A 12,376-nucleotide genomic window follows, 5' to 3' on the forward strand; every position below is an offset into this window, starting at 1 on the left:
CCGTCAGAAAACAGAGATTAATGGAAGGCAGAAGAGAAGATCAGAGGTCAGCGTGAGCGAAAGCGCACGTAAAGCGCGGCTCCCGCAGCCCCAACAAGGCCCAGCACGGCAGTCGGGCACTCCGGCGAATCCACACAGCCACCTACACCCTGAGCATGGGCAAACGCTGGGAGGAGAAACAACAGACCGAAAGAGGCGAACCGCAGAGCTATCTTCATAAGGATGGGACACCGATCAGAGACGAATTTAGAAACATTCTGCTCTGGCACAAAAGCATACGTGCCTTGGCGAGACAGCACAAGCAAGGTGATTCTACCGAATCCTACCTCCTTCCGATCAAACCGCTATGAAAACAGAGAATGACCGCAAAGCAACCGGCAAGGCCCCTGCTCCTAATAAGATAAGTCGATGAAGCGCATTGCAATCATCGGCGGAGGAATCGCCGGCCTTACCGCCGCCTACGAGCTCGAACTCGCCCGCAAACGTGGAGCGGAGATCGACTGGCATCTCTATGAAGCCGGCGACCGTCTCGGCGGAATCGTCGAAACCACACAGTCTCAGGGCTTCGTCCTTGAAGGCGGCCCCGATGGCTGGGTCTCGGAAAAGCCCTGGGCTCGCGAACTGGCACTCGAACTCGGCCTCGGCGCAGAGCTGATCTCGAGCAACGACGCCACTCGCAAGACCTACATCCTGATCGACGGCAAGCTCCAGCCGATGCCCGATGGCATGCGCATGATGGTTCCGGAGAATCTCAGCACACTCGAAGACTCGCCTCTCTTCTCAGATACAGCCCGCAAAGCCTATGCCGCCGAGTTGGAGCGAGCGTCGGAACTCCGCTCCGAAGCTCCGGAACAAGACGAGTCCGTTGCCAGCTTCATCCTCCGCCACTTCGGTGAGGAGGTCCTCACCAAAATCGGCGCTCCCCTGCTCAGCGGAGTCTTTGGCGGCGATGTAAAGACCCTGAGCGTCCGCGCCGTGATGCCCAACTTCATCACCATGGAGCGCGAATACGGCTCCCTCATCGCAGCCCTGCAGGCCAAAGCAAAGACGCGCGGCAGCCGTCCGGTGCCATCGCTCTTTACGACCCTCCGCAACGGCCTCGGCACTCTCATCGAGGCCCTCGTTGCCCAGCTGCCGCCCGAACGGCTGAACCTTAGCCGCTCAGCTCTATCGATCAAGCGACAGGGCAAACGCTGGCTGCTCCGCACCTCCGCCTTTGCCACTGAGGGGCGCACCAGTAAGAAGCACTTCCATCACGTCCTCTTCGCCACCCCCATCGACGCAACCCGCGCCCTGCTCACGCCGCTCGATGCTGAAGCCGCGGCACTCATCCCCACCGATGCCAGCTCCGCCGTACTCGCCGCACTGTGCTGGCCTGCCGCCGCCGCGAGCACTTTCTCGATTCCGCAGGGCTTCGGTTTCCTCGTGCCCCAGGCACGCTCCACCAGCGAGCCACAACTTCTTGCCGCCACCTTCGTCGATCAGAAGTTCCCCGACCGTGCGCCAGCCGGAGCCCGCGTCATCCGCGTCTTCTTTGGAGGGCCGAGCGCCGATACGCTCTCCCCCCAATCCGACGAAACGATCGCCGCCGCAGCCTTCGCCCAGCTCACCAAAGTCCTCGGCCCACTCCCTGCGCCCGATGCGGTACTCACCACCGTGCGCCGCTGGCCGCGCAGCCTGCCGCAGTATGAGGTCGGCCACCTCGAACGCATGGTTCAACTCGACCTGCACATCGCGAAACTTGGCGATCTGACACTGCTGGGCAACGGCTACCGGGGCGTAGGCCTGCCTGACCTCATTCGCGACGCCCGCGCTGCAGCTCGTGAGCTGATCCCGACAGCGTGAGGGACCTCTATCAGCAGAGAGCAACGAGGGCTTCAGCTACGAATACCTCTTAGCTAAACCCCTCGTCGCCCTCTGCTGAACCAACCCCGAACCACCAGAACTGCAAGGAAACAGACGACAGGCGTAAACTAACCCTATGGGCATTACCCGCCAGCAAGCTCTCGACTGTTTCGCCTCCGACGATCTCATCGGCATCGGCATGGAGGCCGATGCGGTCCGCCGCCGCCTCCACCCGGAGGGCGTGGTCAGCTACATCATCGACCGCAACATTAACTACACCAACTTCTGCACCGAATACTGCACCTTCTGCGCCTTCTATCGGCCCTTGAAGGGCAAGCTCGCCGCCGAAGGCTACATCCTCGACTTCGACACGATCTATGACAAGATCCGCGAAACAGTCGAGATGGGCGGCACCGGCGTACTGATGCAGGGCGGCATCCATCCCGACCTCAAGATCGACTGGTTCGAATCGCTCTTCACGGGCATCAAGCAGCGCTTCCCGTCCATCTGGCTGCACTGCCTCTCTGCCTCCGAGATTCTGGCCATCGCCGAGTACTCCGAGATCTCGCTGCGCGACACCATTGCGCGTCTTCGTGACGCCGGGCTCGACAGCATTCCCGGCGGCGGTGCAGAGATCCTCGATGACGAGGTCCGCAAACGCATCGCGCGGCTGAAGTGCAGAACGGAAGATTGGGTTGCCGTTCACCGCACCGCACACTCGCTCGGCATGCGGACTACGGCAACCATGATGTTCGGCGTCGGCGAGACGATGGAGCATCGTGTCAATCACTTCGAAGTGGTTCGCCAGCTTCAGGAAGAGACCGGCGGATTTACGGCATTCATCCCCTGGAGCTTCCAGCCCAACAACACCGCTCTCGGCGGTCGCGGCTGGGATGAGGCTACCTCGGTCGAATACCTCAAGACCCTCGCCATCAGCCGCATGTATCTCGACAACATCGAAAATGTGCAGAGTTCTTGGGTCACGCAGGGCCTGAAGGTTCTGCAGATGGGCCTGCGTTTCGGCGGTAATGATGTTGGCTCGGTAATGCTCGAAGAGAACGTGGTTCGCGCCGCAGGCACCTCGAATTGCACGACGGAAGAGGAGCTTCGCCGCATCATTCGCGACGCAGGCTTCAAACCCGTGCAGCGCGATACGCTCTATCGGACGATGTTCCTGAATTAGGCTGCTTTCAATAAATGTAACTGTAGATATTTTCGAAACATCGTCTCAATTTGCCTTGATGCCTCGTTGTCATTCTTCGGAATCAGGTCAAATATCTCAAAGTCAGGGAGTAAGCGATGTCCCTGTCGGAAGACCTTGTAGCGAAGAGTTGACGCATAAGCTACCGTGTTTACAGGTTCAAGCAACAGCGTGTCGTCGATTTTCGAGGTAATGGTGGTCTGTATTTGTTCCAAATACTTGATTGCAGAATCAGCATTCATTTGATGCAGCCCTCCTAGGACTGTCCCTGAAGCTTATTTGCCAGGGTTCGTCTGCGGGAGCCTTATGCCAAAAAAATAAACCCAGCATCTTTGATTGCCGCCGAAATTTTCTCATCCGGCACACCCTGCCTCCGCAAGCTTTCCGTAAGCGCCTGCACCTGCGATCCCTCAAGACGCTCTAAATCCCTTCGCAGCCCCTGCGAAATATATGCCTTGATTAACCCCTGATAACCGGAAAAGCCGAGACTTGGCGCAATCTCTTTCAGCGATTCGATCACACTCTCCGGAATTCGGAGACTGATCGCAGTCATGACCCTTGGTGTCCGTAGCCGTTCGCGCATACGTTCTTTGGATGTCTTCATAGATTTTCATCTCCCGTTTCATCGCTAAACGTGTCAATAGAAAAGATGGCTCTACGAGTAGATGTATATCAAATGTATATACAAAAGTTAAAATACATTCCCTTATAACCATACGTAGCGGCTATGTTGCCTCACGTTAGAACAAACCCATGAAGATAGACCGCCTCGACCACCTCGTCCTCACCGTTGCAAGCATTCCTGCAACGATCGCCTTCTACACTCGCGTCCTCGGATTTGAAGCCGCCGAAGCTAACAGTCGCTGGGCTCTCAAGTTCGGCCAGCAAAAGATCAATCTCCACCAGACAGACCATACCTTCGACCCCAAGGCGGCAAATCCTACACCAGGCTCCGGGGATCTTTGCTTCATCACCGGCGATCAGCCTGAGCAAACCCTCCACCACCTGAAATCCCTCGACATAGCCATTGAGGAAGGCCCTGTAGAGCGTCATGGAGCTCTCGGCAGGATGGTCTCCGTCTACTTCCGTGATCCCGACGGCAACCTTCTCGAAATCGCAAGGTATCTCTAAGCCTCCTCGCGTAAAATCAATGCGATACCCTGACGCAGAGCGCGATGCAAAGATCCATGCCCTGCTTAGCGTCTGTACCTCGCTCGGCCCGGAGTTCCTTTCTGATCAGTCATCTCAAAGCGTTTGCGTTTTTCCTCGCCAGTCCCCATGGCCTGGGCTATTACTGGCGTTCCCACTACACGAGCCAGATCTATAACTTCCATGGGGAGTACCGCTGGAACGTCTTCGATGTCGCCCTGCTCATCCCGTACTTCATCGTGATGATCATCCTGGCCTTCTATGGCCTCCATCGCTATCAGCTCGTCTGGCTCTACTACCGCAACCTCCGCAACGCCTCTCACTCCACGGAGCCGGTCGCCCGCTTCGAGGAGTCCGAGCTGCCCTTCGTCACCATTCAGCTCCCGATCTATAACGAGCAGTTCGTCATCGACCGCCTGATCGACGCCTGCTGCCGCCTCGACTATCCCCGCGACCGCTTCGAGATCCAACTCCTTGACGATTCCACCGACGAGACCACCGGCGTCGCACGAGGCATCGTCGCCCGCTATGCCGCCGGGACGGAAGGCCTTGAACCACAGCCAGTCCATTACCTCCATCGCACCAATCGCTACGGCTATAAGGCCGGGGCCCTGGAAGAAGGTCTGAAGGTAGCCAAAGGTGAGCTGATCGCCATCTTCGACGCCGACTTTGTGCCGCCGCCTCAATGGTTGATGCAGGTGATCCATCACTTCGCCGAACCCGGTATCGGCATGGTGCAGACGCGCTGGACACACCTCAATCGCAACTACTCGTTTCTCACCCAGGTCGAGGCCATCCTGCTCGACGGCCATTTTGTACTGGAACACGGCGGGCGCTCCCGTGCGGGTGTCTTCTTCAACTTCAACGGCACGGCCGGAATGTGGCGTCGCGGAGCCATTGAAGAAGCCGGTGGCTGGCAGCACGATACGCTCACCGAGGACACCGACCTCAGCTATCGGGCACAGCTCAAAGGCTGGAAGTTCAAGTACTTGCAGGATGTCGAGTGCCCCGCCGAACTGCCCATCGAGATGACCGCCTTCAAGACCCAGCAGGCACGCTGGGCCAAGGGCCTCATCCAGACCAGCAAGAAGATTCTGCCTACGATCTTCCGCTCGGAAGCCCCGTTCCACACCAAGCTCGAGGCCTTCTACCATCTCACCGCCAACATCAGCTATCCGTTGATGATCGTGCTCTCCACCCTGCTGATGCCTGCCATGATCATTCGTTCCTGGCAGGGTCCCTTGCAGATGATCCTGATCGACCTGCCGTTGTTCATGGCCTCGACGATGTCGGTTTCGAGCTTCTATCTGGTCAGCCAGAAAGAACTCTTTCCGCGCACCTGGTACAAGACGTTTCTCTACCTTCCCTTCCTGATGTCGCTGGGAGTCGGTCTCACGATCACCAACACCAAGGCCGTGCTCGAAGCGCTCTTCGGCATCAAGAGTGCGTTCGCACGTACGCCGAAGTATCGCGTTGAGAAAAAAGGCGAGAAGTCACAGGCGAGGAAGTACCGGAAGCGGCTGGGGATCATCCCCTGGATCGAACTGGCGATCGGCTGCTACTTCGCCGGGACGGTCTGGTATGCCTTCAGCACGGAAAACTACTTCACCGTGCCGTTTCTCCTGCTCTTCGTTCTGGGCTACTGGTACACCGGCCTGCTGAGCCTCTTCCAGGGACTCTTCGAACGCAGGGGCACACAGGGCAGCGAGATCCACGAGAAGCCCTACCCTGTAGGGATTTAGGCTCGACTATAAAACCATCCTTCGTTCGCACACAAGCAGAAAGGCCCGCTTTCGCGGGCCTTTCTGCTTGCACGAACCTATTCAGTATCCGTTAGAAGCGGACGCCAAACTTGATCGGAAAGTATCCCGTGTGGTTGCTGTTCGCCGGATAATCGTTCGCCACATCGACATTTGCCGCGGAAGCGGTAGCGGCCGTAACACCGGCACGCTGCGAGTTATCAACGAACACATACCGAACCTCGCCGTAGAACCGCTCATTCGAGAAGCGCGAGAACTTATAGGTCAGTCCCAGGCCGGCATTGAAGCCAGGTGCGTTCGAAGTGTAGTGGTCGATGGTCTGGTTTGCAGAGTAGGTATAGCAACCATAGAACGGATCGCAGTACTCACCGAGCGCCGGAACCGTGAAATCGGCTGTCTTGTGGTAGAAGCCGACACCGGCTACGACATAAGCGCCCAGTCCCTCACCCGAGTAGAACGTATAGGTGGGATCGATGGAGAAGGACCACACATGGCTGCTACCGTCCAGGTTGGAGATAGGTGCAATGGTGCCAACCGAGGGGTCCGGGTTCTGATTGTAGAGATCGATGTAGGTGTTATAGATTGTCGTCTGATTGGCGAGCGTACGGCCCTGGAAGCCGAAGTTATCCCAATCGAACTCGATCGGAAGCGCAAAATGCTTACTGAACTGAGGACCGCCGCCGACCTGGAAGCTGTAGCTCGGGGTCAGATAGGTATGAGTATTGCCAGTCGGTACGGTGAAACCGGCGCCACCGTAGAAAGTGAACTTGTTCGAGCCATCCGCGTTCGTGTTGCCGCCACGATAGCGAGGACGGCCATAGCGCTGATGTCCGCCACCATACTGGGGATCGACAAAATTGAAGGGAGCAGCGGAGTTATCCGCCACTTCATTGATCTCCGCGCTGCTGCTTGAAAACAGCGCGTCACTGCTGGTTCCGGCTACCGGAACGTCCAAATTCAATGTTGGCTTCGCCTGAAGACTGTTTTGCATAGAAGCCACGTTGGACTGGGTGGCAGCCCGGGCGACTGAAGAATCGCTGGACTGGCTGGTCTGCGCACTCATCACGGCAACACTTGCGCCGAGAATCGCCGACAGCGCCACAGTGCGGCGCACAAAACCTGAGGGTCTAGTAAAGGTAAACAACATCTTTTGAACTCCTTGCCGTAAAACGGGAACCGAATGCTGGATCAAACCCAAGCCTTCGCGAATTGTTGCGAACGCTGCGCCCCTTTCGATTCCATTTCCACGTAGGACGATCATAATGCCGAATAGGATGCAGGATATTTAGGAATCAATCCTCATGTGCCTGCCTCGATAAGGTGACAAATCATGGGCATTCCTTCAAGTTTGCGCAACTCTATGCGAAAAAGGCCGTCTAATATAGTAAGTCTACGTGTATCCAAATTCCGCTGCTTTGTAAGCGCGAGTAACTTCGTCAGGATGGTGTCTGCTTGTCTTTTTCCCCGCATGTCTGGTCTATGCCACGGGCTTTTTGCGCCTGTGCTTTTGGTTTTGCCGGACTCGCCCTCCTACCCCTGACTTCCTCTGCCCAGCAAGCTCCCTCCAATGTGCTGATTGCGACCCTTACGCCAGTGACTCATCCTGCGCTTCCTAATGCTCCCTCCGCGCTGCTGTTTTCGCCCACCGAAACAGGCACCTCTCCGGATACATTGGATACCGACGACTCCTCTTCCAACAGCGATCCGGATTCCGCGGACAATCAGGATCTGAAAGATCCGCACCAACGGACACAGGACAACTCTCCCGACACCAAGAAGAAACCTGTTCCCCCTATCGAACTCGACTCCAATGGAAACCCGATTCCGCTCAATCGCCGCCAGCCGCAGCGCATTCTCGGGTTTATGCCGAACTTTCGTTCTGTTTCAGGCGGTGCCGTAGCTCATCCTCCCGGTTGGAAGTACAACTTCCAGGTAGCCACCCATCAGTCGTTCGATTACTCCTCCTTTATCTTCCTCGGCATCACATCCCTTTCGGCCGAAGGCCTGAACTCTCATCCAGTCCTGGGCAAAGGTGTCGATGGCTTCTATGCCTACACCTGGCGCGGCTTGCTCGACAAGACAGACGGCACCTATCTCTCCGCCTGGTTTCTTCCCAGCCTGCTGCATGAAGACACGCGCTACTATGCGATGGGCCGTGGCCACAGTATTCCCATCCGCGCCCTCTACGTCATCAGCCGGCAGGCCGTAGCTCAAACCTACGGAGGCAAGCAGACCCCCAATATCGCCGGCCTCGGCGGCAAAGTGCTCACCCAGGTCATCTCCCGCGAGTACTATCCCGCGGGAGCCACCAGCTTCGGTGTCCTCGCCACGAAGTTCGCCTACGCCTCCATGCGTGACATCGCCTTCACCTCCATCCGCGAGTTCTACCCCGACATCGCCGCACACTACGTTCGCACACACCGAGAAAAGGTCGCGCACCAGGCCGCACGCGATGCCCAGGCCGCCGGCGTCCACTAAATCCGCGATTATGCGTCTGGCCAATGAGAATCCTTATCTCAGGCTTCGCGTCTAAACTGGACATAATATGTCCATAACCTCAAACATCGATCGTCTTCGCAATGAGATTGCGGACGCCTGCGCCCGTGCCAACCGCCGTGTAGAAGACGTCGCCCTGATGGCCGTCAGCAAGATGCACCCCGCCGAAGCTATTCTGGAAGCCCACTCCGCAGGCCAGCGCCTGTTCGGCGAAAACCGCGTGCAGGAGGCTCAGGCCAAATCCGCGCAAATTGAGCTGCTTGAAGGGCTCGACCTGCACCTCATCGGCCCCCTGCAGAACAACAAGACAGCCAAGGCCGCCGAGATCTTCCACGCCATCGACGCCGTCGACTCGCTGAAGACCGCGGAACGCCTCAACTCCGCCGCACAGGCCCTCGGCAAGACCTTGCCCCTGCTCATCGAAGTGAAGCTTTCGCATGAAGAGACCAAACATGGTCTCGCTCCTGAAGAACTCCCAGCCTTCCTGGATGCCCTGCAACCATTCAGCTTCCTAAAACCCCTGGGATTGATGACCGTTCCCCCCTGGAGCGACGACCCCGAAACGGCACGGCCCTACTTCCAGCATCTACGCAGGTTGCGCGACGAGAACGTTGCCAAACATTCAAATCTCACGCAGCTCTCCATGGGGATGTCCCACGATTTTCAAGTGGCCATTGAAGAGGGTTCCACCACGGTACGCATCGGCACTGCGATCTTCGGCAAACGGAGTTACGTGTGATTCTCGCGCTGCGGGATACGCCCGGCGGCTGTTCCCTCCCAGTACGCGTTCATCCCGGGGCCAAACAGAATGCCATCACGGGCACACACGACGGTTCCATCAAGGTCTCACTGATCACACCGCCCACCGACGGACGTGCCAACGCCGCGCTGATCGCCTTCCTCAGCGACCGCCTCAACATCCCGCGAGCCCATATCGAACTCCTCACCGGCGCGACCAGCCGGACCAAGATGCTGCGCATAGCGGGACTAACTTCCGCAGAGGTCGAAGCCCGATTGCTCACCGATCTCGCTTAGCTCTTGCTCCGCTTCCAGAGCAGCGCAATCAAGACCAGGGTCGCCGCAATTCCCCCCGCGAAGAGTCCCGCCATTGCGCTGCCAAGCCGAACCTGCAGAGCATACATTCCACCCGGCGCGGCGTGGGCGATGACGGTCTTCGCCGTCAGCCATCCTACGCCGACGAAGACCGCCACCACGACTGATGCCTTCCACACATACTGCATAAGGCGAGTCTACTGCCTCCGCCTCTTACTTCCCGGCCACCGTCGCCGTCGGTGCCACGGTCAGGTTCTCACCCTCGTCCGCTTTGACCTTTACGTTGTCGAACGCGACCTTCGCATAGGCAATCTTCAGCCCGGTCTTCGCTTGCAGATCGACGTTCTTCAACGACAGCCCTTCCACAGGCGACTCCGGCAAACCTACGATCGTTCCTGCCGATCCACTTCCAGTTGCATGAACATTCTCGATCGCGATGTTGTGAAAGCGCGGCGTCAGACGTCCCATCGGCATAGACGGAACCTCACCGTCCGGCGCTGCCTTCGGGTAATACTCCGTGATCAGGATCGCCGTCTTCACATCGACCATGTCGATGTCCTTGAACGAGATGTTGCTCACATCGTTGCCCCGGTCGCGATTCGCCTTGATACGAATTCCCTGGTCCGTGCCCTTGAAGTGAATCCGCTCGGCGTGAACATTCTGCACGCCGCCAGCGATCTCACTGCCGATAGAGAGCCCGTGGCCATTTTCGAACGTGCAGTCGGTGATCATGATGTTCTTCGAAGGAGCATCCGGTCCGGGCGAGTTGATCGCGCCTGACTTGATCGCGACGTTGTCATCTCCAACCGACGAGAACACGTGGTCGATCACAATATTGCTGGAGCTGAAGGGGTCAATCGCGTCGGTGTTCGGCGAGTGCGGAGCGAGGATCTTGAGGTTACGAAAGACAAGATCGTCTGCGTAGTACGGCACGATCTGCCAGAAGCCCGCATTCTGTATGGTGATTCCCTCGACACGGATGTGCTTCGAGTGGTCGAAGACGAGGCCCATCGGTCGCGGATGATCGTTGCCCAGTACACCGGCCTCCTTCACGGCGTGCACATACTCCCACCAGATATGTCCGTTGCCGTCGATTGTTCCGCCGCCGGTAATGGTGATGTTCTCCGCATTCACCGAGCCCACCAGGGGCTGCACGGTCGGTTGCCGGGCAAACGTCACTTTGGGATAGTCCTCACGGTCTGGAGAACCGAGCAGGGTCGCGCCCTCGGCAATGTTCAGCGTGATATTCGACTTCAGGGAGATGGGTCCACTCAAGAATGTGCCGCCGCTGAGCTTTACGACACCACCCTTTTTATAGCCGGCACAAGTATCGATGGCCTCCTGAATAGCCGCCGTATCCTTGGTCGTGCCATCGCCCTTGGCGCCGAACGCACGTACATCACAGGTCTTCGCACTTGTACCAGCCGCCCACGCCTGCGGCACTACCGCCAGGGCCAACACTCCAATCAACGCTACAAAACGCATTGCGCACACTCCACGGGAATCTGTCAGACAGCTACGGGAGCCATCTTACATGGCAGAGGCCAGGACTGGCACGAGACAGAACTCTACCGGCAATTTCTGCGGGGATAGACTAGCCGGTGACAAGCTGGGCTATGAAACTTTGCGAAATTTCTTCCCACACTCTGCCAAGGTTAAACGTGCCTTACGGCTGTGACACGGCTATGCTTGAATTCTTTTCTTCCTACACTGCTCAATGATTAGCGACAAACGCCGTTCTCGATATTGGGACGATACGTCGTCCTATCGACCAAGTGGCTTAGTTCTCCGTAGGCCGCTCAATATGGTCTGCGACAATCACAGAAACCATAGCCCGCGTCGGCTTCAGCTTGATTCCCAACTGTTCCTGCACGGCCTCCAATACGGTCGGTCCCGTCGATGCCACATCCGGCGGAGACGTCTGCATCGGTGGGGGACCCTCCAGAGTAAAGTCCCACAGCCCCGTCAACCCGGTCTGGTCCACAACACGGCGGCCGATCTCCTCTGAAGACCCGCCCAAACTCCCTACAAACTTGCCAACCAGATCCATGGAAGTCGCTCGTGAACCAAACAGAGCCATGCCGTCTTTGCTGGGCCTGGCGAAGTAACCATAGCACTCTATCGGATAGGTCTCCGGTTTCGGTTTTTCGTCGCAAGCCTGCCCCTGAGCATGCGGAATCAACCTCGGCCCCGGTTTCCCGGGCTTCACCAGCACCATCGCGAGCACTGGAGCCTCTTTTTGCTCGAAGTGTATCTTTAGTCCAAATCGGTCGGCCAATAGTGCCTGCATCATCAACCGGTACTGGTCCTTGGTCGCGTGCAGCGGGGCTGTCGCCTCGATATCAAATCGGTCTGTCTTCACCCACCCGGGAAGATTGGCCAACATGGCCTTCTCTTCTTCTCCCGAGAGCCAGATCTTGTAAGCAAACTCAATGTAGGTCGGCAACGCAAAATCTGCGTGAAACCGCCCATTCGTTTCCCGGAACCAATCATCGGAACTCAGTGCAAACGAAGGCGACTTGAACTCGCCCTTGTCCTCGCGAATCGAAGCGACCTCAAACGTCATCGCTCCGCCAGCCGCCTTCTGCCAATCAGGAACGCTCTGCACAGGCCTCTGCACCCGCATGGAACCTACACTCGCAACACCGCAAAGCAGCAGCACTCCAAGCCTTTTCATTGAGACCGTCCCTGAATTCTATTCACTTTGACGTCTCACGATACACGTTGTCATTCCCTGTCGCCGCCTTTCCCAGAGAATCGATAAAAGCGTGCCCAGCGAATGCCATCAAATGCCCTGGTCTTAGCGCATAAATCAGAAGGCCCGACTTCAGTCGGGCCATAAAGATGAGAAACCCTTCTGCTCTGCCGAAGG

14 protein-coding genes are annotated in these 12,376 nt (G+C 57.5%); 7 read left to right on the forward strand and 7 right to left on the reverse strand.

The features are described from left to right. Window positions 1-47: 47 nt before the first annotated feature. On the reverse strand, window positions 48-218 hold the full coding sequence (locus tag HDF15_RS06040) for a PExPT-CTERM protein (protein WP_184253717.1): 171 nt from the start codon (window positions 216-218) through the stop codon (window positions 48-50). A 190-nt stretch (window positions 219-408) separates the two neighbouring features. Between HDF15_RS06040 and hemG the strand changes: the two genes are divergently transcribed. Continuing rightward, entirely contained in the window at window positions 409-1,845 is a 1,437-nt protein-coding gene (hemG, locus tag HDF15_RS06045) for a protoporphyrinogen oxidase (RefSeq protein ID WP_184253719.1), read from the forward strand. 136 nt (window positions 1,846-1,981) lie between these two features. Continuing rightward, the gene (gene mqnC, locus HDF15_RS06050; RefSeq protein WP_014267293.1) at window positions 1,982-3,028 is read left to right on the forward strand and encodes a cyclic dehypoxanthinyl futalosine synthase; all 1,047 of its coding nucleotides are present in this window, start codon (window positions 1,982-1,984) and stop codon (window positions 3,026-3,028) included. Here mqnC and HDF15_RS06055 read toward each other — a convergent pair. Both HDF15_RS06055 and HDF15_RS06060 read right to left on the reverse strand, forming a co-directional pair. After that, a complete protein-coding gene (locus HDF15_RS06055; protein ID WP_184253721.1) occupies window positions 3,025-3,288 on the reverse strand; it encodes a hypothetical protein in 264 nt (87 codons plus the stop codon). The two genes, mqnC and HDF15_RS06055, sit on opposite strands and share 4 nt — an antisense overlap. Window positions 3,289-3,350: 62 nt before the next feature. Continuing rightward, window positions 3,351-3,650, reverse strand: a complete 300-nt coding sequence (locus tag HDF15_RS06060) for a hypothetical protein (RefSeq protein ID WP_184253723.1) — start codon at window positions 3,648-3,650, stop codon at window positions 3,351-3,353. Window positions 3,651-3,799: 149 nt separating this feature from the next. Here HDF15_RS06060 and HDF15_RS06065 point away from each other — a divergent pair, with 149 nt between their 5' ends. Both HDF15_RS06065 and HDF15_RS06070 read left to right on the forward strand, forming a co-directional pair. Continuing rightward, window positions 3,800-4,177 carry a VOC family protein gene (locus tag HDF15_RS06065; RefSeq protein ID WP_184253725.1) on the forward strand — a complete coding sequence of 126 codons (378 nt, stop codon included), beginning with the start codon at window positions 3,800-3,802 and terminating at the stop codon, window positions 4,175-4,177. A 56-nt stretch (window positions 4,178-4,233) separates the two neighbouring features. Further along, window positions 4,234-5,937, forward strand: coding sequence for a cellulose synthase family protein (locus HDF15_RS06070; RefSeq protein WP_184253727.1), 1,704 nt, complete (start codon window positions 4,234-4,236; stop codon window positions 5,935-5,937). Between the two features lie 91 nt (window positions 5,938-6,028). Here the strand turns inward: HDF15_RS06070 and HDF15_RS06075 are convergent, their stop codons facing one another. Then, entirely contained in the window at window positions 6,029-7,102 is a 1,074-nt protein-coding gene (locus tag HDF15_RS06075; protein WP_184253729.1) for a hypothetical protein, read from the reverse strand. Window positions 7,103-7,434: 332 nt separating this feature from the next. Between HDF15_RS06075 and HDF15_RS06080 the strand changes: the two genes are divergently transcribed. The 3 genes from HDF15_RS06080 to HDF15_RS06090 all read left to right on the forward strand — a co-directional run bounded on the left by HDF15_RS06080 (window position 7,435) and on the right by HDF15_RS06090 (window position 9,486). Next, complete coding sequence (locus HDF15_RS06080) at window positions 7,435-8,433, forward strand: hypothetical protein (RefSeq protein WP_184253731.1); 999 nt, start codon at window positions 7,435-7,437, stop codon at window positions 8,431-8,433. Window positions 8,434-8,500: 67 nt separating this feature from the next. After that, a complete protein-coding gene (locus HDF15_RS06085; RefSeq protein WP_184253733.1) occupies window positions 8,501-9,190 on the forward strand; it encodes a YggS family pyridoxal phosphate-dependent enzyme in 690 nt (229 codons plus the stop codon). Beyond that, complete coding sequence (locus tag HDF15_RS06090; protein ID WP_184253735.1) at window positions 9,187-9,486, forward strand: DUF167 domain-containing protein; 300 nt, start codon at window positions 9,187-9,189, stop codon at window positions 9,484-9,486. The genes HDF15_RS06085 and HDF15_RS06090 overlap by 4 nt, the downstream gene beginning before the upstream one ends. On the opposite strand, the gene HDF15_RS06095 is transcribed toward HDF15_RS06090, so the two are convergent. The 3 genes from HDF15_RS06095 to HDF15_RS06105 form a co-directional block, all read right to left on the reverse strand. Then, window positions 9,483-9,692 (reverse strand): hypothetical protein, encoded by a 210-nt coding sequence (locus HDF15_RS06095; RefSeq protein WP_184253737.1) that lies wholly within the window; start codon window positions 9,690-9,692, stop codon window positions 9,483-9,485. The two genes, HDF15_RS06090 and HDF15_RS06095, sit on opposite strands and share 4 nt — an antisense overlap. Window positions 9,693-9,717: 25 nt before the next feature. Continuing rightward, complete coding sequence (locus HDF15_RS06100; protein ID WP_184253739.1) at window positions 9,718-10,989, reverse strand: glycoside hydrolase family 28 protein; 1,272 nt, start codon at window positions 10,987-10,989, stop codon at window positions 9,718-9,720. 295 nt (window positions 10,990-11,284) lie between these two features. Beyond that, window positions 11,285-12,181, reverse strand: coding sequence for a TIGR03435 family protein (locus HDF15_RS06105; protein WP_184253741.1), 897 nt, complete (start codon window positions 12,179-12,181; stop codon window positions 11,285-11,287). Between the last annotated feature and the right edge of the window lie 195 nt (window positions 12,182-12,376).

The organism is Granulicella mallensis, from assembly GCF_014203225.1.
Taxonomy (GTDB): domain Bacteria; phylum Acidobacteriota; class Terriglobia; order Terriglobales; family Acidobacteriaceae; genus Granulicella; species Granulicella mallensis_A.